General features: G+C 64.1%; 22 protein-coding genes. 6 read left to right on the top strand and 16 right to left on the bottom strand.

What is annotated here, in order from left to right:
- Positions 1-120: 120 nt before the first annotated feature.
- The 9 genes from X268_RS08020 to X268_RS07980 all read right to left on the bottom strand — a co-directional run bounded on the left by X268_RS08020 (position 121) and on the right by X268_RS07980 (position 11420).
- Positions 121-960, bottom strand: a complete 840-nt coding sequence (locus X268_RS08020; protein ID WP_128924424.1) for an aldo/keto reductase — start codon at positions 958-960, stop codon at positions 121-123.
- Between the two features lie 8 nt (positions 961-968).
- Complete coding sequence (locus X268_RS08015; RefSeq protein ID WP_128929190.1) at positions 969-1865, bottom strand: SMP-30/gluconolactonase/LRE family protein; 897 nt, start codon at positions 1863-1865, stop codon at positions 969-971.
- 252 nt (positions 1866-2117) lie between these two features.
- The gene (locus tag X268_RS08010) at positions 2118-4817 is read right to left on the bottom strand and encodes a nitrate reductase (RefSeq protein ID WP_128924423.1); all 2700 of its coding nucleotides are present in this window, start codon (positions 4815-4817) and stop codon (positions 2118-2120) included.
- Between the two features lies 1 nt (position 4818).
- The gene (locus X268_RS08005; protein WP_164937608.1) at positions 4819-6036 is read right to left on the bottom strand and encodes an NAD(P)/FAD-dependent oxidoreductase; all 1218 of its coding nucleotides are present in this window, start codon (positions 6034-6036) and stop codon (positions 4819-4821) included.
- Between the two features lie 10 nt (positions 6037-6046).
- Positions 6047-6475 carry a globin family protein gene (locus X268_RS08000; protein WP_128924421.1) on the bottom strand — a complete coding sequence of 143 codons (429 nt, stop codon included), beginning with the start codon at positions 6473-6475 and terminating at the stop codon, positions 6047-6049.
- 122 nt (positions 6476-6597) lie between these two features.
- The gene (locus X268_RS07995; protein ID WP_128924420.1) at positions 6598-7989 is read right to left on the bottom strand and encodes an MFS transporter; all 1392 of its coding nucleotides are present in this window, start codon (positions 7987-7989) and stop codon (positions 6598-6600) included.
- A gap of 340 nt (positions 7990-8329) precedes the next feature.
- Positions 8330-9124 carry an ABC transporter ATP-binding protein gene (locus X268_RS07990; RefSeq protein ID WP_128924419.1) on the bottom strand — a complete coding sequence of 265 codons (795 nt, stop codon included), beginning with the start codon at positions 9122-9124 and terminating at the stop codon, positions 8330-8332.
- Between the two features lie 14 nt (positions 9125-9138).
- Entirely contained in the window at positions 9139-10035 is an 897-nt protein-coding gene (gene ntrB / locus X268_RS07985; protein WP_128924418.1) for a nitrate ABC transporter permease, read from the bottom strand.
- Between the two features lie 65 nt (positions 10036-10100).
- Positions 10101-11420, bottom strand: coding sequence for a CmpA/NrtA family ABC transporter substrate-binding protein (locus X268_RS07980; RefSeq protein ID WP_128924417.1), 1320 nt, complete (start codon positions 11418-11420; stop codon positions 10101-10103).
- 675 nt (positions 11421-12095) lie between these two features.
- Here X268_RS07980 and X268_RS07970 point away from each other — a divergent pair.
- Together X268_RS07970 and X268_RS07965 are read left to right on the top strand one after the other, a co-directional pair.
- The gene (locus X268_RS07970; protein WP_128924416.1) at positions 12096-12935 is read left to right on the top strand and encodes a formate/nitrite transporter family protein; all 840 of its coding nucleotides are present in this window, start codon (positions 12096-12098) and stop codon (positions 12933-12935) included.
- Positions 12936-12995: 60 nt separating this feature from the next.
- On the top strand, positions 12996-14732 hold the full coding sequence (locus X268_RS07965; RefSeq protein ID WP_164937607.1) for a bifunctional protein-serine/threonine kinase/phosphatase: 1737 nt from the start codon (positions 12996-12998) through the stop codon (positions 14730-14732).
- Between the two features lie 76 nt (positions 14733-14808).
- On the opposite strand, the gene X268_RS07960 is transcribed toward X268_RS07965, so the two are convergent.
- Positions 14809-15678 (bottom strand): SDR family oxidoreductase, encoded by an 870-nt coding sequence (locus tag X268_RS07960; protein ID WP_128924414.1) that lies wholly within the window; start codon positions 15676-15678, stop codon positions 14809-14811.
- A 103-nt stretch (positions 15679-15781) separates the two neighbouring features.
- Between X268_RS07960 and X268_RS07955 the strand changes: the two genes are divergently transcribed.
- Entirely contained in the window at positions 15782-16672 is an 891-nt protein-coding gene (locus X268_RS07955; protein WP_128924413.1) for a LysR family transcriptional regulator, read from the top strand.
- Positions 16673-16688: 16 nt separating this feature from the next.
- Here the strand turns inward: X268_RS07955 and X268_RS07950 are convergent, their stop codons facing one another.
- The gene (locus X268_RS07950; RefSeq protein ID WP_128924412.1) at positions 16689-17606 is read right to left on the bottom strand and encodes an intradiol ring-cleavage dioxygenase; all 918 of its coding nucleotides are present in this window, start codon (positions 17604-17606) and stop codon (positions 16689-16691) included.
- A 161-nt stretch (positions 17607-17767) separates the two neighbouring features.
- On the opposite strand from X268_RS07950, the gene X268_RS07945 reads away from it, so the two are divergent.
- The gene (locus tag X268_RS07945) at positions 17768-19042 is read left to right on the top strand and encodes a serine hydrolase domain-containing protein (protein WP_128924411.1); all 1275 of its coding nucleotides are present in this window, start codon (positions 17768-17770) and stop codon (positions 19040-19042) included.
- A gap of 52 nt (positions 19043-19094) precedes the next feature.
- Here X268_RS07945 and X268_RS07940 read toward each other — a convergent pair whose 3' ends face one another.
- The 3 genes from X268_RS07940 to X268_RS07930 all read right to left on the bottom strand — a co-directional run bounded on the left by X268_RS07940 (position 19095) and on the right by X268_RS07930 (position 22007).
- Positions 19095-20414: a TRAP transporter large permease gene (locus X268_RS07940; protein ID WP_128924410.1), complete on the bottom strand. Its 1320-nt coding sequence runs from the start codon at positions 20412-20414 to the stop codon at positions 19095-19097.
- Complete coding sequence (locus tag X268_RS07935) at positions 20411-20926, bottom strand: TRAP transporter small permease (RefSeq protein WP_128924409.1); 516 nt, start codon at positions 20924-20926, stop codon at positions 20411-20413. Before X268_RS07935 ends, X268_RS07940 begins: the two co-directional genes overlap by 4 nt.
- A gap of 82 nt (positions 20927-21008) precedes the next feature.
- Positions 21009-22007: a TRAP transporter substrate-binding protein gene (locus tag X268_RS07930; RefSeq protein WP_128924408.1), complete on the bottom strand. Its 999-nt coding sequence runs from the start codon at positions 22005-22007 to the stop codon at positions 21009-21011.
- 503 nt (positions 22008-22510) lie between these two features.
- On the opposite strand from X268_RS07930, the gene X268_RS07925 reads away from it, so the two are divergent.
- A complete protein-coding gene (locus tag X268_RS07925; protein ID WP_128929189.1) occupies positions 22511-23968 on the top strand; it encodes a sensor histidine kinase in 1458 nt (485 codons plus the stop codon).
- Between the two features lie 13 nt (positions 23969-23981).
- Here X268_RS07925 and X268_RS07920 read toward each other — a convergent pair whose 3' ends face one another.
- Together X268_RS07920 and X268_RS07915 are read right to left on the bottom strand one after the other, a co-directional pair.
- Positions 23982-24713 (bottom strand): cytochrome c biogenesis CcdA family protein, encoded by a 732-nt coding sequence (locus X268_RS07920; RefSeq protein WP_128924407.1) that lies wholly within the window; start codon positions 24711-24713, stop codon positions 23982-23984.
- A 205-nt stretch (positions 24714-24918) separates the two neighbouring features.
- The gene (locus X268_RS07915) at positions 24919-25185 is read right to left on the bottom strand and encodes a hypothetical protein (protein ID WP_128924406.1); all 267 of its coding nucleotides are present in this window, start codon (positions 25183-25185) and stop codon (positions 24919-24921) included.
- Positions 25186-25668: 483 nt separating this feature from the next.
- On the opposite strand from X268_RS07915, the gene X268_RS07905 reads away from it, so the two are divergent.
- Entirely contained in the window at positions 25669-26718 is a 1050-nt protein-coding gene (locus X268_RS07905) for a LysR family transcriptional regulator (protein ID WP_128924405.1), read from the top strand.
- Positions 26719-26736 lie beyond the last annotated feature (18 nt).

Here is a 26736-nt window from a genome sequence, read left to right as displayed (position 1 = left end):
AATCGAGAACAGTCGTAAAAAACGACAATTGCGCCGCGTTCACAACTTCCGAAAACAGGATGCCGATATGCGCTCACGTCCGCGCGCGTCAATGCTCCGTTAACAATGGGTGTTTGTGCACTACAGCATTGGCAGGCTGCGCGGCTTCGGGCCGCGTGGAAACGCCGCATCGAGTGCAGAAATCTCGTCTTTCGTCAGCACGAGATCGCCGGCCGCCGCATTCTCGCCGGCATGTTCGGCCGACGACGCCTTCGGGATCGCGAACACCGTAGTTGCCCGGGTCAGGAAGCTCAACGCGACCTGACGCGGCGTCGCGCGACGCGCCTCTGCGACGCGCGCCAGCACGGCACCGCCCTTGCTGCTGCTCGCGGGAAAATCGTCGTGACCGAACGGCGAATAGGCCACCACCGCGACGCCATGCCGCTCGCACCAGGGGATCACCGCGTGCTCGATCGCGCGTTCCTTCAGATGATAGAGCACCTGATTGCAGGCGATGCGGCCCTCGCCGGCAACGCCAAGAATCTCGTCGAGATCGTCCGCGTCGAAATTGGAAACGCCCCAGGACTTGATCTTGCCGGCCTTCACCAGCTCCTCGAAAGCGGCCACGGTATCTTCCAGCGGATAGGCACCGCGCCAGTGCAGCAGATAGCAATCGAGGCGGTCGGTCTTCAGCCGCTTCAGCGAGCGCTCGCAGGCGGAGACGGTTCCACGACGTGAGGCGTTGCTCGGCAGCACTTTCGAAACGAGGAACACCTCATCGCGGCGGCCTGCAATGGCATCGGCAATGACGAGCTCGGCATCGCCATACATCTCGGCCGTATCGATGTGGCTCATGCCGAGATCGAGCCCGCGCTGGAGCGCGGCAACCGCACGCTTGCGGTCGCCGTGGTCGAGATACCAGGTGCCCTGCCCGATGACGGAGACGTTGGCGCCGGTCTTGCCGAAAGGATTTGTGTTCATGTTGGAACTCACAGTCCGCCGAGATCCGCCACCAGCACGCTGCCGGTCGCGGACTCCGTAATGTAGAGATGATCCTTGTTGGCGCCACCGATTGCGACATTCGTGCAATTCGGCCCCGCGCACGACTTGATCCGCGCGATCAATTCACCGTTCGGCGCAAACACGAAGACGTGGCCGAGCGAGGCGTGGCCGACGAACAGCCTGCCCTTGGCATCCATGGTCATCCCATCGGGTCCGCTGGTGCCGAACAGTGAGCAGAAGCGGCCGACCTTGGACACGCTGCCGTCCCTCATGAACGGCAGGCGCCACACCGCATTGTCGCGCGTCATCGCAACGAACAGCACGGTTTCGCTGGGGTCGAGCACCAGGCCGTTCGGGCTGATGCCGGTATGAAGCAGGCAATCGAGGCGGCCATTCAATGCCAGTCGGTAGACCCGGCCGCTTGCGTCATGCAGGCCGGTCTGGCCCTGGTCGGTGAAATAGATGTCGCCATTGGAGGCGAGATGGAGATCGTTGCAGCCGCGGAAGGATTCCGAATTACGGGCCGTCAGGACCGGCCTGACGCGGCCAGCTTCGACATCGAGCTCCATGATGCCGTGCATGTAATCAGCCACCAGGATGCGGCCATCGGGGGGGATCTTCAGCCCGTTCGGCCATCCCTCATATTCGATCACGAGCGACCATGCACCCTCAGGCGCGATGCGGAAGATGCGACCAAACGGAATGTCGACGATGTAGAGATTGCCGTTCTTGTCGAAGGATGGCCCCTCGATGAAACTGTCGGTCGCAATGCCCGGCCGGTTGGCGTCGGCCCAATCCGTCCGCACGTCCTTGCGGCGGAACTTTTCGGGCATGGCAGAGAACAGCCTGGTCTCGATCAGACGCGGCGGCGTTTCCAGGTACATCATTGTCGTTTTTGAATGTGTTGAGGGCAGCGCGCGGCACCATAGGGCACAATCGACGGCGCGTCGATTGGGCGAAGGCATGGCTCCTCCTCCCAACCGTCATTCCCCGCCTTGTGCGCAATTGCGCACTGGGGCGGGGAATCCAGTACGCCACAGTCTCTCGATGACCCGCTGCCGTCTCGGAGTCCTGGATCGCCCGGTCAAGCCAGGCGATGACAGCGGAGTTTATGGCGACGACCGAGAACGTCGCCTCTATCCCGCAGCGACCTTCGCCGGCTTCACCGGCGCGACGTCCGTCGTCGCGATCAGACGCTTCAGCTCGGGGATGCAGGAGCCGCAATTGGTGCCGGCCTTGAGCTTGGCGCCGATCTCCGCCGCCGTGCGCGCGCCGCTCGCGATGGTGTCGCAGATGGTGCCGCGGCCGACACCGAAGCAGGCGCAGACGATCGGCCCGGTCGAGGCCGCCCCCTCCGTCGACTTGCCCGATAGCAGCATGCGGCGCTGCTCGTCGGTGACGTGATCGGCCGCAAAGGCCGTTCTGACCACCTCCCAATCGCCGGCGTCATGTCCGGGACCGACGAACAGGCAGGCCTCGATGCGATCTCCGGCGAAGGAGGCAGCACGATAGATGCCGCCGCCAAAATCGCGATATTCGGCGACGTCCTCGCCCGCGATGCCTTCGAGCCAGGCCGGCCAGCGCGACAGATCCGCGTTGTCGGCGAACAGATAGCCGAAGCCGCCGGCGACCGTGACGCGGGTCCAGAGCAGGTTCGATGGAAGGTCGAGCTGCTTGCGTGCCAGCGCAAAGCCGCGGAAGACGAATTCGTAAGGCGCGATCGCCGCCGGCGTCGCCTTCGATTCCGGCTGCCCGGAGAACGGATCGGTGAAGGACTGCACCAGCGCACCGACGCGGCCGTGCGAGGCGTTCATCGCGCTCCAATGGATCGGCGCGAACAGTGTGCCGCGCTGTTGGCGGTCGCTCACGACGGCCTTCAGGATGCATTGGCCGTAGTCGGTGGTGATCCGGACATAGCCGTCATGGGCGATGCCGTATTTGCTGGCGTCGTCGGGATGGATCTCGACGAAGGGCTCGGGCAGGTGCGCGCCCAGTCGCTGGCTGAGCCCGGTGCGCGTCATGGTGTGCCACTGGTCGCGGATGCGCCCGGTGTTGAGCCGCAGGGGGCGCGACGGGCCGATCTCGCTGCGCAGCGACGGCACCTCCGGCGCGACGAAGCGGCCCTTGCCGTCATTGGTGAAGAAGCCGCCTTGCGCGAAGAAGCGCTCGCCGGGCGTCCCGCCTTCGCGCATCGGCCACTGCACCGGTTTCAATGCGTCGAAGGCTTCGTCGGACAGCGAGGTCAGCGCCCCAATGTCGAAATCGCGGCGGCCGTCGTTCTCGAACGCCGAGAGCGCGGCATGCTCGCGGAAAATGTCCGCGGCGGATTTGTAGTTGAAGCTGTCGCCGAAGCCGAGGCGTTTCGCGGTCTCACTGAGGATCCACCAATCGGGGCGCGCCTCGCCCGGCGCCGGCAGGAACGAGCGCTGGCGCGAGATGCGGCGCTCGGAGTTGGTCACCGTGCCCGACTTCTCGCCCCAGGCGAGCGCCGGCAGCAGCACATGCGGACCCGCCTCGACCGTGTCGTTGGTCAGCACGTTCTCGGAGACGACGAACAGCTCGAGCTTCTTCAGCGCCTCGCGCACCAGATCCGCATCGGGCAGCGACACTGCGGGATTGGTGCCCATCACCCAGAGCGCCTTGACCTCGCCGCGATTGATCGCCTCGAACAATTGCACCGCCTTCAGGCCTTCATGGGTGGCGATGCGCGGCGCCTTCCAGAACCGCCTGACCCGATCGATGTCGGGCGGCGTGAAGCCCATATGGGCGGCGAGCATGTTGGCGAGGCCGCCGACCTCGCGGCCGCCCATCGCGTTCGGCTGCCCGGTCAGCGAGAACGGCGAGGCGCCCGGCTTGCCGATGCGCCCGGTGGCGAGATGGCAATTCAGGATGGCGTTGACCTTGTCGGTGCCCTGCGCCGACTGGTTGACGCCTTGCGAGTAGAGCGTGACGACCTTCTCGGTGTCGCGGAACATCCTGAAGAAGGCGGCGACGTCCTGCTCGGACAAGCCCGTGGCAAGCGCAGTCGCGGTGATGCTGCCGGCGATGCTGCGCGCGCGCGCCAGCGCATCCTCGAAGCCCGACGTGTTGTCGGCGACGTAGCCCTTGTCCAACGCGCCGCTGTCGACGAGATCAACGAACAGTCCGGAGAAGAGGGCCGTGTCGGTGCCCGGCTTGAGACCGAGGAACAGATCGACGTCGTCAGCGGTGTCGGTGCGGCGCGGATCGATCACGATCATCCGCGCGCCCCGCTCCTGCCGGTTCTTCAGCATGCGCTGGAACAGCACCGGATGACACCAGGCTGCGTTCGAGCCGACGAAGACGAGCAGATCGGCCTGGTCGAGATCCTCGTAACAGCCGGGCACGGTGTCGGCGCCGAAGGCGCGGCGATGGCCGGCAACCGACGACGACATGCAGAGCCGCGAGTTGGTATCGACGTTGGCCGTGCCGACAAAGCCCTTCATCAGCTTGTTGGCGGCATAATAATCCTCGGTGAGAAGCTGGCCGGAGAGATAGAACGCGACCGCATCGGCGCCGTCGCGGGCCACGATGTGCTGCATGCGATGGGCGACGTGATCGAGCGCATCGCTCCAGGCGACGCGTTCGAGCACGCCCTTGCAGCGGATCATCGGATGGAGCAGGCGGCCCTCCAGTCCGACGGTCTCACCGAGCGCGGAGCCCTTGGAGCACAGCCGGCCGAAATTGGCGGGATGATCGGGATCGCCCGCGATCGCCGCGCCGCCCTTGCCGTCCGGCGTTGCCAGCACGCCGCAGCCGACGCCGCAATAGGGACAGGTCGTTCGGGTGGTGCGGAGCGTGGGATCGATCGCCGTCATGTCAGGCTGCTTTCGAAGGAAGCGCGAGCGCGCGGCCAAACATCATGTCGGTGCGGATCGCCGCCACCTTGTCGCGATTGCGGATCAGCTCGAGATACCAGAGTGCGTCGACGGTATCGCCGATCAGCACCGCACCGGTGAGCCGGCCGTCGGCGATCACGAGCTTCTTGTAGGTGCCGCGCCTGCGGTCGGTCAGCACCAGGCTCTCGCTGCCCTGCACGCCCATGAAGTCGCCGGCGGAGAACACGCTGACGCCGGACACCTTCAGATTGGTCGAGACCACGCTGCCCTGATAGGCGGCGGGCTTAGCGGCGAGATGCCGCGCCAGCACCCGCGCCTGCTCATAGGCGGGCTCAACCAGGCCATAGCAGGTGCCGCGGTGCTCGGCACATTCGCCGAGCGCGAAAATGTCGGATGAGGAGGTCTGCATCACGTCGTTGACGACGACGCCGCGGTTGACGGCGATCCCCGCCTCTTTCGCCAGCGTGACGTTCGGCCTGATGCCGGCGGCGAAGATCACCGCGTCGGCCTCGATGCGGCTGCCGTCGGCAAGCTCGACGGCCTCGACATGTCCATCACCATGGATGCGGGCGGTCGAGGCGTTGAGCAGGATGCGGATGCCCTTGCGCTCGACCAGCGTCTTGAGCAAGTCGGCAGCCGGCCCATCGAGCTGACGCTCCATCAGACGGTCCATCAGGTGCAGCAGCGTCACCGGCGCGCCGGCCTTGGCGAGGCCATAGGCCGCTTCAAGGCCTAGCAGCCCGCCGCCGACCACGACGACGCGCTTCTTCGCCGCGGCCAGCGTCAGCAGAAGGTCGACGTCGCGCGTATCGCGAAACGTGTGCACGCCGGCGAGATCGGCGCCGGGCACGTTGAGCCGCAGCGGCGTCGAGCCGGTGGCAAGCACGAGCTTGGAATATTCCATGCTCTCTTCGCCCGCGATCTTGAGCTCGCGGCGGCCGGTGTCGATCTCGGTAACGCGGTAGCCGTAGCGAACGGTGACGCCGCGATGGCGCCACCAATCGGCCGGTCTGAGCTCGATCTCGTGCGAGCCGGTCTCGCCGGCCAGCACGGACGAGAGCAGCACGCGATTGTAAGCGAGCCGAGGCTCCTCGCCGATGACGGCGACCGCGTAGCGGCCGAGCGCGGTCTTGGCGAGCTCGTCGACCAGACGCGCGGCCGCCATACCGTTACCGACGATCACCAGCGGTTCACTCACGAAGCATCTCCTATTCAGCGGCCTGCGGCTGTGCACCGTAGGCTTCGGACATCATGTAGCCGGACAGCACGCCGTAGGCGTCGGTCCAGGCCTTTGCCAGCTCGGGCGTCCAGGCTTCGCCGAGACCCTTCTCCAGGGTCCAGAGCAACGTCGCGCCGACCACCGGATAGTGCTCGGCCGTTGCGCCGTAGGCGACGTGACGCTTGGCGAGTGCGGAGGCAGCGGGAAGAATCGAGTCCAGGTTCGACAGGCCGCCGACGACGGCGGCAAGCATGCCCATCAGCTTTTTGCGCTGCTCGGTCATGTCTTCAGGGAACATCGCGCGCACGGACGGCGCGACCTCGAACAGTCGGTCGTAGAACAGCACTGCAGCCTGCTCCGAGATCGGTGCGACCTTGGCGAAGCTCTGCTGGATGAGGGCGATCTGCTCGGGCGTCATAGTGTTCTCCTGTCTGTTTCGGTCTGCCTTCGTCCGCGACGTTGCGGAAAAGGTTCATGGATCAAACGTCATCAGAGGGGCTTCTCCCCGCGTACGGAGAGAAGCGAGATTCGTACCAAGTGTTACACGCGAGCCTCTGCAAGGCTTGGCGCGCCGTCAGGCTGCGGGCTGCGACGCAGGTAGAACCACCAGGTGAGCGCGAGGCACGAGGCGTAGAAGGCAAGATAGATCGCAAGCGCGAGCGACGGGCCGCCGGTCATGGCGATCGACTTGCCGAAGCCGCTCGGGATCAGGTAGCCGCCGACGGCGCCGACCGCGCCGATGAAGCCGACGGCCGCGCCGCTCTCGATGCTCGCCGTCTTCAAGGCTGCGCTACGTGCCGCATCGCCCTTGCCGCGAACCTTGAACAGATTTTCTTCGCGGAAGATCGAGGGGATCATGCGGTAGGTCGAGCCGTTGCCGATGCCCGTCGTCACGAACAGGATCAGGAACATCGACAGGAAGCCGATGAAATCCTTGTGCCCGACGAAGTAGAGCACGCCGACCGTCGCCGCCGCCATCAGCATGAAATTCCAGAAGGTGATGATGGAGCCGCCGACCTTGTCGGCGAGCCAGCCGCCGAACGGGCGCGCCAGCGAGCCGACCAGCGGTCCGAGGAACGCGATCGAGATCGTCACGGTCGGGAACTGGGTCTTGATCAGCAGCGGAAAGGCCGCGGAGTAGCCGATGAAGGAGCCGAACGTGCCGATATAGAGATACGCCATGATCCAGGTGTGCTTGCGCTTGACGATCGCCAGCTGGTTCTTCACCGACGATTTCGCCGAGGTGAGGTTGTTCATGAAGAACACCGCGCCGAACACCGCGATCGCGATCGGCAGCACCCACATCAGGCCGGCGTTCTGGAGATAGATGCCGTCGACGGGCGTCGCCTGGAACAGGTTGAAGACGGCGAGCGTCATCAGGATCGGGGTCAGGAGCTGCACGCTGGAAACGCCGATATTGCCGCCGGCCGCGTTCAGGCCGAGCGCCCAGCCCTTCATCCGGTCCGGAAAGAAGAACGAGATATTGGTCATGCTGGAGGCGAAGTTGCCGCCGCCGAGGCCGGCGGTCGAGGCGATCAGCAGCATCAGCCAGAACGGCGTGTCGGGCTGGCTCACGAAATAGGCAAGAGACAACGTCGGGATGAACAGGATCGCCGCGCTGAAGATGGTCCAGTTGCGGCCGCCGAAGGTCGTCACTGCGAATGTATAGGGAAAGCGCATCAGGGCGCCGATCAGGCCCGGCACCGCGACGAGCTGGAACAGCTGGTCGGTGCTGTAGTGGAAGCCCGCCTGCGGCAGCTTGGTGGTCACGATGCTCCAGATCAGCCAGACCGAGAAGCCGATATGCTCGGCCACGATCGACCAGATCAGGTTGCGTCGGGCGATCGTCTTGCCAGTCGCGTTCCAGAACGCCTCATCTTCGGGGCGCCAGTCTGAAATCCAAGTCGGGTTCAGAGTCGGATTCTTCGTCATTGAGTATCCCTTCCAGGCTCACCGCTGCGTCGTTGCAGGCTCTGCCTCCAGGCATGGAGGCGCGCTCCGAGGCGCTACCCCGGTGGCGAGTTCACGATGCTGATTGATGATGTTGAGGGACGTCGTCGTTGGCGTCGCGCAAACACGTTTCAATTTCCGTGCCAGTTGCGCTCGCGCTGGAAATGCAGGGATTTCAGGATGTTATTCGTATTGCCCGAATTCTTTGCAGGGCTGTTTCCGCACGCTAATTTTGCGATTCGCTCAATCCCTGTGCGACGCACAAGGATTGAGCGAGATGTCGATTATTTGGGCGCGGGCATCTTTCGCGTTAACGCTTCGCTCATGCAGCCTCGACGAAGCGATGACGCTCGTAGAGGAATTCGAGCACGCGCTGGCGACACTTCAGGTAAGTGGCGTTGGTGGCAAGCTCGAGCCGCTTGCGCGGCCGCGCCAGCGGCACCTCCAGCACCTCGCCGATGCGCGCGCTCGGTCCGTTCGTCATCATCACGATGCGATCGGACAACAGCACGGCTTCGTCGACGTCGTGGGTGATCATCAGGATCGTGTTGCCGAGCTTCTGATGCAGCGCCATCACCGAGTCCTGCAGGTGCGCACGGGTCAGCGCATCGAGCGCGCCGAACGGCTCGTCCAGCAGCAGCACCTTCGGCTCCATGGCCAGCGCCCGGGCGATACCGACGCGCTGCTTCATGCCGCCGGAAATCTCGGACGGACGCTTGTCCCTGGCATGGGCCATCTGCACGAGGTTGAGATTGTGCATGACCCAGGCGTCGCGCTCGGCGCGGGACTTGGTCTTGGCGAAGACCTTGTCGACGCCGAGCCTGACGTTCTCGTAGACGGTCAGCCATGGCAACAGGCTGTGGTTCTGGAACACGACCGCACGGTCGGGCCCCGGCGAGTTGACCTCGCGATTCTCCAGCAGCACGCCCCCCGTGGTGGCGTTGGTCAGCCCTGCGATGATGTTGAGCAGGGTCGACTTGCCGCAGCCGGAATGGCCGATGATCGAGACGTATTCGCCCTTCTCGATCGTCAGGTTGATGTCCTTGAGCACCTCCGTGGTCGCGGCGCCGCGGGTGAAGACCTTGTCGATGTGGTCGAGCTTCAGATAGGCGGTCATGTGGCCCTCTCCTCTCAGTTCTGCGCGGTGCCGCGGGTGACGACCTTGCCGAGGCCGGCGATCAGGCGGTCCAGCACGAAGCCGACGATGCCGACATAGAACAGCGCCAGGATGATCTCGCTGATATGCGAGGAGTTCCAGGCGTCCCAGATGAAGAAGCCGATGCCGACGCCGCCGATCAGCATTTCCGCCGCGACGATCGCCAGCCACGACAGGCCGATGCCGATGCGCAGGCCGGTGAAGATGTAGGGCGCGGCCGCCGGAATCATGATCTTGGAGAAGAACTCGAGCGGGTTGAGCTGCACCACCGCGGCGACGTTGCGATAGTCCTGCGGGATGTTGCGGATGCCGACCGCGGTGTTGATGATGATCGGCCAGATCGAGGTGATGAAGATGACGAAGATCGCCGAGGGCTGGCCGTCGCGGAACGCCGCCAGCGAGAGCGGCAGCCAGGCCAGCGGCGGAATCGTGCGCAGCACCTGGAACAGCGGATCGAGCCCGCGCATGGCCCAGACCGACTGCCCGACCAGCACGCCGAGCGCGATGCCGGCGACCGCAGACAGCGAATAGCCGAGCGCGACGCGCTGGAGACTGGCGGACAGATGCCAGAACAGGCCCTTGTCGATGCCGCCATGGTCGAAGAACGGATCGAAGATCAACTCCTTGGTGTCGTTGAAAACTTTCGACGGCGGCGGCAGGGCCGAGCCGGCGCGGCGGCAGACCAGCTCCCACACCAGCGTCAGAAGCGCGATCACGACCAGCGGCGGGATCACGCGCACCGCGGTTTCGCGCGCCATCCGTGCGTAGGTCTCGGCGCGCGGCGGACGCTTCGGCGTCAGCGCGACGACCGGCGCCGCAACGGCCGCAGGCGCTGCGGTCTCAAGCTCAATCTTCGTGGCAGGCATGTTCATCGAAAATCCCTTTTCCGGCATGATCAGGACGATGCGGCCGCCCAATGGGCGGCCGCAGGGCTGCATCAGACTTCGACGCGCTTGATCGCGAGCGACTTCAGATACGCCGCCGGATTTTCGGGATCGAACACCTTGCCGTCGAAGAAGGTCTCCTTGCCGCGCGAGGTCGAGGTCGGGATTTCCGCGGCAGCGACGCCGAGCGTCTTGGCCGCATCGCGCCACATGTCCTCGCGGTTGACCTTGGCGATCAACGCCTTGGTGTCGAAATTCGCCTCGTACTTGCCCCAGCGGATGTCCTCGGTGAGGAACCAGAGATCGTGGCTCTGGAACGGATAGGAGGCGAAATCGCGCCAGTACTTCATGATGTGCGGCGAGTTTTCGACGACCTTGCCCGGGATGCCGTAATCGAACTTGCCTGCAGTGCGGTCGAGCACGTCCTCGACCGGGCAGTTCATCCACTGCCGCTTGCCCATGATGGCGGCAAGCTCGGCCTTGTTCTCGGCCTTGTCGGACCATTGCTGGGCTTCCATCACGGCCATCAGCAGCGCCTTTGCCGCTTTCGGGTATTTGTCGACGAAGGCGGCGCGCATGCCGAAGGATTTTTCCGGATGCTTGTTCCAGAGCTCGCCGGTGTTGACCGCGGTGTAGCCTATCTTCTGGTGGATCAGCTGCAGGTTCCAGGGCTCGCCGACGCAGAAGCAGTCCATGGTGCCGACCTTCATGTTGGCCACCATCTGCGGCGGCGGCACCACGATGGTCTCGATGTCCTTGTCGGGATCGATGCCGCCGGCGGCGAGCCAATAGCGGATCCAGAGGTCGTGGGTACCGCCGGGGAAAGTCATCGCGGCTTTCACCGCCTTGCCCGACGCCTTCTTCTTCTCCAGCGCGGCCTTGAACGGCGCCGCATCGACGCCGAGCTTGAGGTCGGCATATTCATTGGCGACGGAGATGCACTGGCTGTCGAGATTGAGCCGCGCCAAAATGTACATCGGCGTCGGCTGGTTGTTCTGCGTCACCTTGCCGGCCGAGATCAGGTACGGCATTGGGGTCAGGATATGCGCGCCGTCGATGCCGTTGCCTTCCGAGCCGAGCACGAGGTTGTCGCGCGTCGTGCCCCAGGAGGCCTGCTTCTGCACGTCGACGTCGGGCATGCCGTATTTGGCGAACAGGCCCTTGTCCTTGGCGACGAAGAGCGGTCCGGCGTCGCTGAGTGCGATGAAGCCGAGCTTGGCGCCCTTGACCTCGGGGCCTGAATCCTGCGCGAAGGCGCCGGCGGGGAAATTGAGTTTGGCGGCGGCGAGAAGTGCGGCGGTGGAGCCGGTGGCTTTCAACAATTGACGGCGGCTAAGGCCCGTCTCCGAGGGCCGGCGAGTGCGCATGGTCATAGGCAGTGTCGTCCTTTGCATCGTTGCAGAATTGATTGGCGTCTGTGCACACGAGCAGCCCGTCCGTCCGGCGGCGCCATCCTTGGCGCATGCGAACGCGCGACGGGGGAGACCCCCGCCGGGTGGCGTCGGCAAGTCGGATGAGAAATCTCGCGGGACGGCTTCAATGGCGTCGCAGGGAACCATTCAAGCTTCGTGCCAAGGCCGACACCTGAAAAAATATCAATAACTCAGCACGTTAATTGAGATGCGCCAGACTGCCGCAGGGCTGTTCCGCTTGCGAAACCAGCGCCCTGCTTAATTGTTGTGCGGCGCACAAAGCTTGTGCAGCCGCTCATACAACAGGCCCGCGGTCGCATGGGATCCGTTCGGCCAAAGATGCATCATATTGATATCATTGCCTCTTTCCAGCATCACGACCCGGCACGCGACTTGCATCGCCTTTGGCGTCAACGACGACTGCGGCTTGCCGCATCGGTGCAGCCTCTGGCGGCTGCATCCGGAAGCTCAACTGCTTCGCGGCCCTCGCCGGCTCAGTCCTCGTGACGCGATTCCCAAGGCTTCCAACTCTCCATAGCCCCCGTGCGCGGCCGGCCAGCCCGCACGGCCCAAGACGTTCAGCCGCGCCTTCGCCAGGAACGTGTCGATCTCACTTATGAAGCAAAGGAACCATTGATGTCGTATCTCGCGCCTTCGGAATTCGTCGCCAAGATGGTGGATGCGGGCGAGTCCAAGATCTTCATGTCCACCCGGGATACCATCATCCGCGCCTACATGGCCGGCGCCATCCTGGCATTGGCGGCCTGGTTCGCCGTCACGATCAACGTCAACACCGGCCAGCCGCTGATCGGCGCGCTGTTGTTCCCGGTCGGCTTCGTCATGCTCTATCTCCTGGGCTTCGACCTGCTGACCGGCGTGTTCGTGCTCTCGCCGCTCGCTCTGATCGACAAGCGCCCGGGCGTCACGCTCGGCGGCGTGCTGCGCAATTGGGGTCTCGTCTTCCTCGGCAACTTCGCCGGCGCCTTCACCGTGGCCTTCATGATGGCTTTCGTCACCACCTTCGGCTTCACGCAGGCGCCCGACAAGGTCGGCACGGCGATCGGCAACATCGGCGAGGGCCGAACGCTCGGCTACGCCGCGCACGGCGCGGCCGGCATGGCGACACTGTTCATGCGCGGCATGCTCTGCAATTGGATGGTCTCGACCGGCGTCGTCGGCGCCATGATCTCGACCTCGGTCTCCGGCAAGGTCATCGCCATGTGGATGCCGATCCTGGTGTTCTTCTACATGGTGTTCGAGCATTCGGTGGTGAACATGTTCCTGTTCCCGTCGGGCCTGATGCTCCATGCCAAGTTCTCGATCATGGACTATCTGATCTGGAACGAGATCCCGACCGTGCTCGGCAACCTCGTCGGCGGCCTCGCCTTCACCGGCATGACCCTCTACGCCACACATGTCATGACCCTGCCGAAGCGCCAGGTCGACAAGGCCGCGAAGCCCCGCGTCGCCGCCTGATCGAATACGTCTCGACAGGGGAGCCCCGCCCGAGCAGGGTGAGGCTCCCCTCTCCTGGTGATGACGATGACCCGCGGACTCCTGATTTCGGTCGGCCAGCACTCCGACAAGGGTCGCAAGCCCGTCAACCAGGATTTCCACGGCGTCCTGATTCCCGAGGAGCCGTTGCTCGGCCTGAAGGGGATCGCCGCGGTCCTCGCCGACGGGATCTCGAGCAGCACGGTGAGCCAGATCGCCAGCGAGTCGGCGGTCAAGAGCTTCCTGATGGACTATTACTGCACGTCGGAATCCTGGACGGTGAAGACGTCCGCCCGCCGCGTGCTGAACGCCACCAATTCCTGGCTGCACGCACAGACGCGCAAGAGCCAATACGCCTATGACCGCGACAAGGGCTATGTCTGCACCCTCAGCGCCATGGTCATCAAGGCAACGACCGCGCACATCTTCCATGTCGGCGACTGCCGCATCTACCGCGTTGCCGGCAAGGCGCTCGAGCAGCTGACCGACGATCACCGCATCATCGTCTCGTCGGAGCAGACCTATCTCGGCCGCGCGCTCGGCATCAATCCGCAGCTCGAGATCGACTACCAGGCGCTCGAGGTCGAGGCCGGCGACACCTTCCTGCTGGCGACCGACGGCGCCTACGAATTCGTCGACGCGCGTTTCGTCACGAGCGCGCTGAGCGAGCATGCAGCCGAGCTCGACGGGGCGGCAAAGGCGATCGTCGAGGAAGCCTATCGGCGCGGCAGCGACGACAACATCACGGTCCAGATCCTCCGCATCGATGCGGTGCCGCAGCGCGAGCCGGCCGGCATCTTCAACCAGCCCTCGGCCCTGCCGCTTCCCGCGCTGCCGGAGCCGCGCGCGATCTTCGACGGCTACCGGATCGTCCGCGAGATCCACGGCAGCAGCCGCAGCCATATCTACCTTGCGGTCGACACCGAGCCCGAGCAGCCGGTCGCGCTCAAGCTGCCGTCGATCGATCTGCGCGACAACGCCGCCTATCTCAAGCGTTTCCTGATGGAGGAATGGATCGCGCGCCGGATCGACAGTCCGCATGTGCTGAAGCCGCTGTCGCAGTCGCGGCGGCGCGGCTATCTCTACGTCGCGACGGAATTCGTCGAAGGGCAGACCCTGAAGCAGTGGATGATAGACAACCCGCGCCCGGATCTCGAAACGGTGCGCGGCATCATCGAGCAGATCGCCGCGGGCCTGCGCGCTTTCCATCGCATGGAGATGCTGCATCAGGACCTCCGACCCGACAACATCCTGATCGACAAGACCGGCACCGCGAAGATCATCGACTTCGGATCGGTCAGGGTCGCCGGCGTCGCGGAAGCGGCGCCGCCGGGCGAGGCCGGCGAAATCCTGGGGACGGTCCAGTACACCGCGCCGGAATACTTCCTTGGGCAGGGCGGCTCGCCGCGCTCCGACATGTTTTCGCTGGCCGTGATCTGTTACCAGATGCTGACGGGGAAGCTTCCCTACGGCACCCAGATCGCCAGGATCCGGCGCAAGGCGGACGTGCGGAGGCTCAAGTACCGCCCGGCCGACGACGACCGCAACGTGCCGGCCTGGGTCGACGGCGCGCTCCGGCGCGCGCTTCATCCCGATCCCTACAAGCGGCACGAGGATCTGTCGGAGTTCATCTTCGAGCTTCGCACCCCCAATCCGGCCTATCTCGACGCCCGGATCACGCCGCTGCTCGAGCGCAGCCCGCTGATGTTCTGGAAGCTGACCTCGGCCGCACTCGCCTGCGCGGTCGTCGTGCTGCTGGCGCTGCTGCACGCGCGCTGATCGAGCTTGCCCGCTCACCACATGATCCGTGGTGAGCGGTGCAGCCAGGCGCCAGCACACACCTGCTCGATGGACCTCAGACAGCCGCCGTGATCTCGGCGACGAAGTCGCGATAAGAGCGCAAGGGACGGCCCAGGATGTCGGTCAGACGCTTGACGTCGCCGGCCTCGGGGATCATTCCCTCCGAGAGGAAACGCTCGCTCATCACCCGCATATCGAAAGCCATCCAGCCGGGCATGAACTGCCTCAGGTTCTTCTCAAATCCCGCGGCGTCATCGCCGCCATAGGCGATCGCACGGCCGAGCACGTCCGACCAGATTGCGGCAGCCTTGGCACCGGTGAGTGTATCGGGACCAACGAGATTGAGCCGCTCGCGCGGAAGCGGCGTGGCGGATGTCTCGCGGCGGATCAGTTCGAGGGCCGCGATCTCGCCGATATCGCGCACATCAATCATCGCAAGTCCCTTGCTGCCGATCGGCATGGGGTAGACGCCGTATCCGGTCACGACATCCCTGATCATGAGCTCGTTGTTCATGAAATAGGCCGGGCGCAGGATGGTCGCCTTGAAGTCCATCTGCTCGATCATGCGCTCGACGCCGAACTTGCCGGCGAAGTGCGGCACGTTCACGTAGAGATCGCTGTGGATGACCGATAGATAGACGAACCGCTCGATGCCGGCCTCGCGCGCGAGATTGAGCGCAGTCAGCGCCTGGGTGAATTCGTCCGGCACGACGGCGTTGAGCAGAAACAGCGTCGAGACGCCTGAGAACGCGGCGCGCAGGGAATCGACGTCCAGCAGGTCGCCCTGCGCCACAGCGACGCCTGCCGGCAAGTTCGCCTTGGCGGGATTTCGGACGAGTGCGCGCACATCGGCGCCACGCCTGACGAGTTGCTCGACGACGTGGCGGCCGATCGTGCCGGTGGCGCCGGTAACGAGGATGGTCATGGGATCACTCCGGTTTGGGTTCAGAAGACAAGCCGGAAATTAGTGATCCACGTGCGGGCCGATAGACGCTATATTTAGACAGTTCGTCTCACTGGTGGAACAGATGGATTTGCTTGCACTGGCCGACTTCAATCTCGTCGCCCGCCACGGAGGGTTCGGAAAGGCCGCGCGCGCCGCGGGACGTCCGAAAGCGACCTTGTCCCGCCGCGTGTCCGAGCTCGAGAGCAGCCTCGATTTGCGCCTGTTCGAGCGCGGCGGGCGCACGCTCAAGCTCACCCAGGAAGGACGAGCGCTCTACGAGCGGACCGGAGCGCTCCTCACCGAGCTCGACGAGACGGCGGCAGCGATCGCCTCGGGCGGAGACAAGCCAAAGGGCAGGTTGCGGATCAGCGCTCCCCTGCTCTTTTCACAAACTGCCATGGGCCGGCTCGCGGCCGGCTTCGCGCTTCTGCATCCGCAAGTCCGGCTCGAGGTCACCACTGAAGATCGCCACGTCGACATGATCGAGGAGGGTTTTGACCTCGTGATCCGGGTCAATCCCGATCCGGACGAAAGTCTCGTCGGCCGTATCTTCTTGCGTGACCGATTGGTGGTCGTAGCCAGCCCCACACTCAAACGACCGAAGCGCCATCTGGCCGTTCCGGTGGTGGTGCGCGGAGATGATGAGGCCGCAGCGTGGGAAATCAGGCGCCCAGGCGGAACATCGCGAATCTCCGTCGACCCGGTGCTTCGCCTGTCATCGCTGATGATGGTTCGCGACGCAATTCGAGCCGGCGTAGGCGCGGCCCGGCTGCCGCTGTCACTCGTCAGTCGCGATCTCGCCGCTGGGGCGCTTGTACGATGGGGCGACGTCGACGGGTTCGACATCGCTCTCTGGACGCTCTATCCCTCGCGGCGATTGCTCAGTGCCCGCGTCTCCGCCTTTCTCGATTATCTCAAGGACGCCTTTCCGAAGGGAACGCCCGACGAATTGGCTGCCTATATCGGGGGATGACCGAGATATTAAACCCTCACGCCGGCTCCGCCGCCTTCACGCCCAGCGGCTTCGGCGCCATGCCGCCGCCGGGCTTGAGGTGGAACTCGTAAGTCATCAGATGCCACTGCCCGTTCGCCTTAGTGCCGTCGGGCATCTCAGCATCGTTGCGTGGCTCGACCTTGGCAACGAGGTCGTCCTTGACGCCGAACACGACGTCGGAATCCAGATATTTGTCGCCGCCGATGAAGACGTGGGTGATCAGCGGCTCATAGCCTTTCGCATTGACCAGGAAATGCACATGTGCGGGGCGCATCGGATGGCGGTTGGTCTGCACGATCATCTCGCCGACCGGGCCGTCGGTCGGGATCGGATAGCTGCACGGCAGGATGGTGCGGAAGAAGAAGCGGCCGTCGCTATCGGTGATGAAACGCGCCCGCGCCGAGGCGCCGACCTCGTCATAATTGGCCTTCTGTGAATCGTAGAAGCCGTCATCGTCGGCATGCCAGACGTCGACGGGGACGTTCGCGAGTGGCTTGCCCTTCAGATCCGTGACGCGGCTCTGCACGAACATCCGCTCGCCGGTCTGGTTGTTCGGAGAAATATCCGTGCCGTGCGCCGTCACCTTGTGCTCGCCGACATAGAACGGGCCGAGCACGGTGGTCTCGGTGGCGCCCTCGCGGTCGCGATGGTTGACCGCGTCGACCAGCATGGAAACGCCGAGCACGTCGGACAGGAGAATGAATTCCTGGCGCGTGTCGGTGCATTTCTGCCCGGTGCGGGTCAGGAAATCGATCGCGTAGTCCCATTCCTCGAAGGTCAGGCCGGTCTTGCTCACGTAATCGTGCAGCGACTTGACCAATTCCTGGAGCAGGAATTTCGCGCGCGGATTGGGCGTGTTGTCGAAGCTCCTGACGACGGCTTCGGTGAGATCGGTCTCGTTGAACTGGGTCATAAGCGTTTGCCCTCTCGTTTTTGTCGTTGGCCCGGGCGGGCTGCCTGGAAGCGTTCCAGCGCGAGCCTACACCAACCGGCAGGGTCGCGTTAAGCGCAACCGGCTTGGAATGGGGCCGCTATTTCGCTATCAACTTTCCGAGAAACTGTCCGGAGGAACTGATGCTCGCGCCCGCCCCCGCCTCGCCCGAATCCGTCGGCATGTCCAAGGCCGCGCTCGACCGCATCGATGCGCATCTGAAGAGCCGGTACATCGACGCCGGCCGCTTCCCGGGCACGCATCTTTTGGTGTACCGCCGCGGCAAGGTCGCGCACAGCTCGGTTCAGGGCTTCGCCGATGTCGAGCGCAAGCTGCCGGTCAAGGATGACACCATCTACCGCATCTATTCCATGACCAAGCCGCTCACCAGCGTCGCCTTCATGATGCTGGTCGAGCAAGGCCTGGTCGCGATCGACGAACCCGTCGCCAAATACATTCCGGAATGGAAGGACCTCGGCGTGTTCGTCGCTGGCACCTATCCGGCCTTCCTGACCCGGCCGCCGTCCCGGCCGATGCTGATCGTCGACCTCTTGCGCCACACCGCCGGCCTCACCTACGGCTTCCAGCAGCGTTCCAATGTCGATGCCGCCTATCGCAGTGAGAAGATCGGCGAGGTCGAGAAGTCAGGCACGCTGCAGACCATGATCGAGGGCCTCGCGAAGATCCCGCTGGAATTCTCGCCGGGCGATTCCTGGAACTATTCCGTCGCGACCGACGTGATCGGCTATCTCGTCGGCAAGATCTCGGGCATGCCGTTCGAGCAATTCCTCAAAGAGCGCATCCTCGACCCGCTCGGCATGACCGACACCGACTTCCACGTCCCGGCCTCCAAGGCGCATCGCTTTGCGGCGTGCTATTCCGCCGATCCCGGCGGCGGCATGACCTTCCATGCCGGCCAGCGACGTGAGGGCCTGACGCTTCAGGACGATCCGACGACGAGCTCATTCCTGTCGCCGCCCTCGTTCATTTCCGGCGGCGGAGGCCTGTGCTCGACGGTCGCCGACTACCTCACCTTCTGCCGTGCGCTGCTCAATGGCGGCGAGCTCGGCGGTGTCAGGCTGATCGGCCCGAAGACGCTGGCGCTGATGACGACCAACCACATTCCGGGCGGCCGTGCGCTGCCGGAAGTCTCGCGCTCGCTGTTCTCGGAAGCCACCTATAACGGCATCGGCTTTGGTCTCGGCTTCGCCGTCACCATGCGCCCGGCCGAGACGCTGATCGCGGGCAGTCCCGGCGAATATAATTGGGGTGGCGCGGCCACGACCTCGTTCTGGATCGATCCGGCTGAGGAGCTGATTGCGATCTTCATGACGCAGGTGCTGCCATCGAGCGCCTACCCGATCCGGCGCGAGCTGCGCAGCATGGTCTACGCTGCCATCACCGAGAGCATCCTCTAACCGATAGTGATGATCCCGCGGCCGGCGGCCGCGGGACCTCGCCATCACATGCTCATTTGAGCATCTCCGGCACGATCAGGCGCGGCAGGAACAGCGACACGCTGGGCCAGACGATGACGGCCGCGAGCACGAGCAGCATCGGGATCAGCATGATCACCGTGTCCTTCAGCGCATAGCGCAGCCGTACGCCGGCGATCGAACAGGCGATCATCAGGCAGAGGCCATAGGGCGGCGTCACCAGCCCGAAAGCCAGCGACACGATGGAAATGATCGCGAACTGGACCGGATGAAGGTCGACCGACTTGGCGAGCGGCTCCAGCACGGTGCCGACGATGATGATGGCCGGGATGGCGTCGAGGAAGCAGCCCACCACCAGAAAACAGAAGGAGATGAAGAAACCGGCGGCGACAGTGCCCATGCCCCATGTCGAGACGTTGGCCAGCAGCTCCTGCGGAATCCTGTAATAGGCGAGCAGCCAGCCGAAAGCGCTCGCCGTGCCGACGCAAAACAGCGCCACGCCGGCAAGGCGCCCGGTGTCGAGCAAGGCCTTGTACAATTCGCGCACGCCCGTCTCGCGGTAGAAAAATGCGGAGAGCATCACGGAATAAAGCACCGCGACGCAGGCGGACTCGGTCGCTGTGAACCAGCCCAGCAGAATGCCACCGACGATGATGAACGGCGTCATCAGCGCAGGTATCGATCGCCAAATGGCGCATCGCATCTCGACCCAGGTCGCCTTCGGATAGGTCGGGTAGCCGCGGCGCACGGCATAGACGTGCACCGTCGCCATCTGCGCGCCCGCGATCAGCAGGCCCGGCACGATTCCGGCCAGATACATCGCGGCAATCGAGGTCGAGATCAGCCCGCCCCACACGATCATCAGGATCGAAGGTGGAATGATGACTGCGAGCACCGCGGAGACCGCAGTGATGGCGATGGAGAACGAAAGATCGTACCCCTCCTTGGTCTGCGCATCGATGAAGATCTTGGACTGGCTCGCCGCATCCGCAGTGGAGGAGCCCGAGATGCCCGCAAAGAACACCGACAGCACGACGTTGATCTGTGCCAGCGATCCCGGCCAATGCCCGACCATGGAGCGCGACAGCGCCACCAGGCGGTCGGTGATGCCGCCGATGCTCATCAGGTTCGCCGTCAGGAGGAAGAACGGCACTGCGAGCAGAATGAACGAATTGTACGCGTTGAACGTCTCCTGCGCGAGCATCATCAGCGACAGGCGCGGCTCGACCAAGAGGATCGGCACGCAGGCAAGGCCGAGCGCGAAAGCCACTGGCACGCGCACGATGAGCAGGCCGATGAAGACCCCGAACAGCACCATCGCGGCCTGTCCGGCAGAGAGTACATTGCCGCTCATCGCCCCACCCCGACCAGAACGCGCATTTCATCAAGGATCTGTTCGCCCGCAAACACGATCCAGGTCACGCCGGCCACCGGCCAGGCGACGTGGATCAGCCAGAGTGGCAGATCAGCCAGCTCCGACGTCCTGTTCCAGGCGAAGCGTGTGAACTCGATTCCGGCCCACACAAACACGATCGCCAGTGCCAGCACGCCGAGCCGCGCGATGATCCGCACCGCGGCCTCCGATCGCCGCGAGAGGTCGGGCCACACGTCGACCTCGAAATGCTGCGCCTCGCGGATGCCCACCATGGCGCCGATCATGATCGTCCAGACGAACAGGAACCGCGCCATCTCCTCCGTCCAGATGTAGGAGGGAATGAAGGGCGTGTAGCGCGAGATGATTTGCAGCGTGACCGGAATGATCAGGATGCCGACGCAGGCGGCCAGCAGGAATTCCAGCAATTTCGCATAGGCCGCGGTGACGCGACGCCACAGCGACGGTGTGGACGGGGCGTGCATTTCGGACATTGGAGCTCCGTACGGCGCTCATCCGCCAATTCCGGGCAGAAGGCGGGGCCTGCCCGGAATGCTGTCGGCGGACAGAACGACCTCAGACGACGTTGATCTTCTCGAAAATGCCCTCCGCGCCGATCTCCTTGGCGTAGGTGGCCATCACGGGGTCGGCGAGCTTCTTCATGGCGTCGCGCTCCTCGAACGGGACGCGCTTGAGCTTGCCGGCCTTCTCCAGCGTGTCGAGCTTGACGACCTCCTCGCTCGATTCGAGCTGGCGGCCGTAATCGCCGGCCTCCTTGCCAGCCTTCATGATCGCGTCCTGCAGATCCTTTGGCAGGGTCTTCAGCGTCTTCACCGAGAAGCAGATCGGCCGGATCGACACGGCGTGCTGGGTCAGGCTGAGATGCGGAGCCACTTCGTAGAACTTCATCGCCTCGACGCCGGCCGCCTCGTTCTCACCTGCCGATATCACGCCGTTCTGGATCGCGTTGTAGATCTCGTTATAGGCGATCACGGTCGGGCTCATGCCGACGGCCGCAAAGGTCTTCGACCAGATCGGCGCGCCCTGCACGCGGACTTTGAGACCTTTGAGATCGGCTAGATTCTTGAGCGGCTTGTTGGCGAAAATGTTGCGAATGCCGCCGCCGGCATAGCCGATCAGCACGACCTCGGCCTTCGCCGCGACCTCGTCGGCGATCGGCGCCAGGATATTGGCCTCGACGACCTTGTTCATGTGCTCGATGCCCTTGAACACGAAGGGCGCATCGATGAACGGGGCGGCCTTGGCGAAGGTCGACATGTGAGCCGGCGAGACGATGCCGTAGTCGACCGCCTTGCCTTGCGACATGTACTCGAAATACTGCTTCTCGAGGCCGAGCGAGGAGTTCTTGTGCAGGGTGAAATTGACGGGCTTTCCGTAGTACTTCTTCACCAGCTCCTCGAACCGGATCAGCGCCCGGTTGAAGGCATGGTCATCGTTGAACTGCACGGCTCCGTTGAGCGTGATCGGTGCCTGCGCCCCGACGATCGACGGCATGCCGACCACGGCCGCCGCAGTGGTCGCACCGAACCCAGCGAGGAATAATCTTCGCTTCATGGTCTCCCCTCCCTTTGATCCTCCGCCCCTGTCGCCGGGGCGTGAGCGCAGCCGGTATGCGGCTTGCGAGAGCAAGCGTATGAAAAACCTCGGCCAGACGGAAGTCATTTCGCCTGCTTCGCGGAGACTCCTTCGTCGCAGAACACACCTGCCATACCCTGTTGCACTGCAACCCGGGCTACTTCTGGCACGCGATTTCTCAATTCTCTTCGAGGACCCGACCGGTGCCGTAAGCATCAGCGCGGCCGGGCACAGCCTCGGCCGTCTTCGCCATGTGTCCACTATTGACCACAATCGGCACGCGCCGAAGCGCAGTACGTATCGACGAGGCAGCAAGATTCCGTTTCGCCCTAGCCGCCGATGCGAAAATCGTGGCGCCATGCAGGCTCCGCCCGTATGGTCTTGCCAAAATGATGATCCGGCGCCGCTGCGCCGGAATCGGGACGCCCGTGTTGTCAAAGCTCCCCCTGCCGGTCCGCCTCGCTCTCCTCGTCACGGGAACGATGTTGCCGCTGATCGTCTTTGCGGTCGGTATCGTCGTCTACAATTACACGCAGGATCGCAACGACGCGACGCGCCGGGTGCTGGAGAACGTGCGCAGCATGCGCCTGGTGCTGGATTCCGAAGTGCAGCGGATGACCGGCGGCCTGCAGGTCCTGGCGCTGACGAATTCGCTGCGCAACGACGACTTTGAAACCTTTCGGCGCATCGCGCTCGGTTTCGTCGAGCAGTACGGCAGGGGCGGCCTCGTGCTGATCTCGGACCGCAAGGGCCGGCTGTTGTTCTCCTCCGCGACAGAAGACACCGCAAGCGTGCCGCCGCGCGGCCATCTCGAGACCATCGAAAGGGTCTTTACGAACAAATCGCCGCAATATTCGGACCTGTTCACCGGCGCGATCAATGGGCGCCAGGTGCTCACCGTCGAGGTCCCGGTGTTCCGCGATGGCGAGGTGATCTACGATCTCTGCTTCAGTCCGCCGATCAGCATCTTTCAGGAGCTGGTTGAGAAGCAGCGGCCCGACCAGCTCTGGACCGTGTCGCTGCTCGACACCAAAGGCGTCGTGTTCGCGCGTGCGCCGAACCCGGGCGAGACGATCGGCAGGCAGGCTTCCGGCGCGCTCCACGACGCGATGTCTCGCACGTCCGAGGCCGCCCTTTCGACCGTCTCGCTCGACGGGGTAGCGCTGTCCTCTGCTTTTACCAGATCCCGCCTGACCGGCTGGACGGTCGTGGCCGGCGTTGCCGAGAGCTCGCTGATCGCGCCGCTCTGGCGCAACATCGCCATCGCTAGCCTGATCGGCGGCATCCTGCTGCTGACCGGCCTGACCTTCGCGGTTAGGATGGCGACCACGATCGCGCGCGGCGAGATGCTGCACAATCTCCTGATCGAGGAGCTCAACCACCGCGTCAAGAACACGCTCGCCCTGATGCAGGCGATCGCGGTGCAGACATTCCGCAGCGCCAGCCGGGACGAGCGGATCAAATTCGAGGGACGGCTCGGCGCACTGGCGGAGGCGCACAACCTTCTGAGCCAGGAGAAATGGGCGGGCTCCGAGCTCCGGGACGTGATCGTCCGCGTGCTCCAGCCGTTCGTGCTGAACAATCCCGATCGCATCCGCATGGCCGCCCCCGCCATGCCGTTGTCGCCGCGGCTCGCCGTGGTGCTGTCGATGATCGTGCACGAGATCGCCACGAACGCCGCGAAATACGGTGCACTGTCCAACGAGACCGGCCGGGTGACGCTCGACTGGGAGATCATCGCCGAGACACCGAAGCCGCGGCTGCGGCTGATCTGGACCGAGACCGGCGGACCGCCGGTGACGGCGCCGGTGCAGCGCGGCTTCGGCTCGCGCCTGATTGAGCGCAGCGCGCGGGACCAGCTCGGCGGCGAAGCAACCGTCGACTTCCTGCCGCGCGGCGTGGTCTGCACGGTGGTCTGCACGCTGGACGAGACGCGGTGAACGGACGAGGCCCCTACCCGATCGTCTGCAATGTCGGAAACGTCTCCAACAGCCAGATGCTCACATTCGAGACTGCGCCGGTGAGAAAGCCGATGCCGGTGATCACCATCAACACGCCCATGGCGCGCTCGACATTGACGAGGTGACCCTTCATGCGTGCGAACAATGCGGAGAACTGTTCGATCATCAGCGCGGCGATCAGGAAGGGAATGCCGAGACCTGCGGAATAGACCGCGAGCAGGCCGGCGCCCTTCGTCACCGTGGCTTCGGCCGCGGCGATCGAGAGGATCGCCGCGAGGATCGGACCGATGCAGGGGGTCCAGCCGAAGGCGAAGGCGAGGCCCATGATGTAGGCCCCCCAGAGCCCGACCGGCCTTGGAATCGGCAGCCGTCCCTCGCGCATCAACAGGCCGATGCGCGTCAGTCCGAGAAAATGCAGGCCCATGACGATGATGACAATGCCGGCGAGGATCGACAGCTCCGCCGACCAGGCCCGGATCAGCCCGCCGATCAGCGAGGCGCTGGCGCCGAGGGCGACGAACACCGTGGAGAAGCCCAGCACGAACAGCAGCGCCGACATTGTGATCGCACGCTTGGAGGCCGAGACCGGCTCGTCGCTCTCGACATGTTCGATGGTGGCGCCGGTGAGGTAGATCAGATAGGGCGGCACCAGCGGCAGGACGCAAGGCGAGAGGAAGCTGACGAGGCCGGCAATCAGCGCCGCCGGGATCGAAACATTTTGCATGATGCCGTCTGAGCCATCTCAGGTGCCGTTAGGGCGCACGGGACATGCGCCCGGCCGGAACCGAACCGGCTCTGGTGTAGCCGATGCCGGAGAATGCGCAACAGAGGCGCACGGAACCAGGGCTCCTCCCGATGCCGTCTGCGATCACAGGTGCGGCACCGGGACGCGCGCAAATCTCGCCAAAAAGCGAGATTCGGCGGCGTGGCTACTTCACCACGCGGAGCAGCGGACGCCGGGGCTGGTCCTGCGTCTGCTTGGAAGGGGATGGCGGCACGCTCGCGGCGCTCCGCAGCATTTCGTCGCACAGCGCCTTGAGATCGGCACTGTCTATTCCTTTGAGCTTCATCCTGACGTCGAGGATGACGATGGACAGCAGCTCGGCCGACTCCCGGCTGTTGCACGCGTTGAGAACCTTGCGGCACTCCTCGAGCGTTTCCAGCACCGACTGCAACTGTTCGTCTGAATGCGACACCGGCGTTCTTTCCGTTAGTTCGGCCTGCGAGACGTGATGGTGACGACCCCTTCGGCCGCCATGAAATATCGAGGATAGCATGAGGCCGCTGAGCCTCCGAACCTGATTTCACCGCGTTTCTGCCGTGGAACCGCGGTTCCTGCCAACATCGCTACGCTGCGCCGTCGGCCATGATCGAAACAGTCTGGGAGAAAACGCCTGGCAGGCTGCGATTGATCCACCAAGGGCGGCAAAGCCGGCTCTCGCGCAGAGACGATCATTGCGGACAGCGCCGACAATCCCGCAGCCAAGTTAAGGCTCGCAACGGAACTCACGCCACACCCCTCATTCAGGCGAATAGCCTGCCCGATTCCCAGCCCGTGGCAGCACCCAGATACCACCCGCGAGGTAGTAAGGATGACGTTCAAAACTCATCATCCCCCAACCCGCAGTGGTTGTGGTTTGCGCCAGATTCTGCCAGTTTAGCCACCCGAAGGGAATTGTATGCACTCCTTGGCGGAAAGGGGCGTTCCTCTGGCGGAACGCCCAAAGACAAATCTCAGCGGCCTCTCGGATTGGGATGCGGCCCGCATATTTCTTGAAGTCGTCCGATGCGGAAGCTTCCGGTCGGCGGCCGAACGGCTGTCGCTATCGATCAACGCCGTGCGCCGGCGAATCGACGATTTCGAACGCCAGACCGGCACCACGCTGTTCACCCGCGACGTCCACGGCACCCATCTGACCGATGAAGGCGCGCTGGTGGTGTCCGCCGTCGAGCGCATGGAGGCTGCCACCTTTGACGTGCTGCGCGCCAGCGATTCGATGGCGAATGCCCTATCCGGCGAGGTTCGCGTCGCCGTCACCGAGGGGCTCGGCACGTTCTGGCTCGCCCCGCGCCTGGTTGAATTCCAGCAGGCCTATCCGAAGATCCTGGTCGACCTGCATTGCGCGATGCGCTCGGCCGACGTCTCGCGCCACGAGGCCGACGTCGCCATCCATCTCTCCCGTCCCTCGGCGCTCGACATCAAGCTGGTGCGGCTCGGCCGCATGCATCTGATGTTCTGGGCCTCCGAGAAATATATCGAAAAGCATGGCGCGCCGCGTTCGGCGGCGGAGTTGATCAAGCACCGCCTGGTGCTGCAATTCGCCGACCAGCTCGCCGCCAAGGAATCCTTCGAGAGCTTCTTCCCGGGCGTTTCGGAACGTGACCTTCTGGTCATGAAGACCAACGTCTCAAGCGCCAACTATTGGGCGGTCGCGAATGGCGCCGGCATCGGCGTCTTCCCCAGCTACGCCATTGCGCTTGGCGGGAAGTTGATTCCACTTGAGGTCGAGTTGAACCGACCGCTGGATATCTGGTTGTCCTACCATCCTGGTAGCGGCCGGATTCCGCGCGTGCGGCACATGATTGACTGGCTGATCGAGGCTTTCAATCCAGCTCGCTTCCCGTGGTTTAAGGAAGAGTTCGTGCACCCGCATGAATTCAGGCACTCGTATATGGGCGAACCCCTGACCCAGCTCTTCGGGGGATTTTCAACCGAAGAACAAAGGTGAAAACAGAGATGAAAGCAG

It is taken from the genome of Bradyrhizobium guangxiense (genome assembly GCF_004114915.1).
In the GTDB taxonomy this organism is placed as follows: domain Bacteria; phylum Pseudomonadota; class Alphaproteobacteria; order Rhizobiales; family Xanthobacteraceae; genus Bradyrhizobium; species Bradyrhizobium guangxiense.
This window is presented reverse-complemented; position numbering and strand designations above follow the sequence as displayed.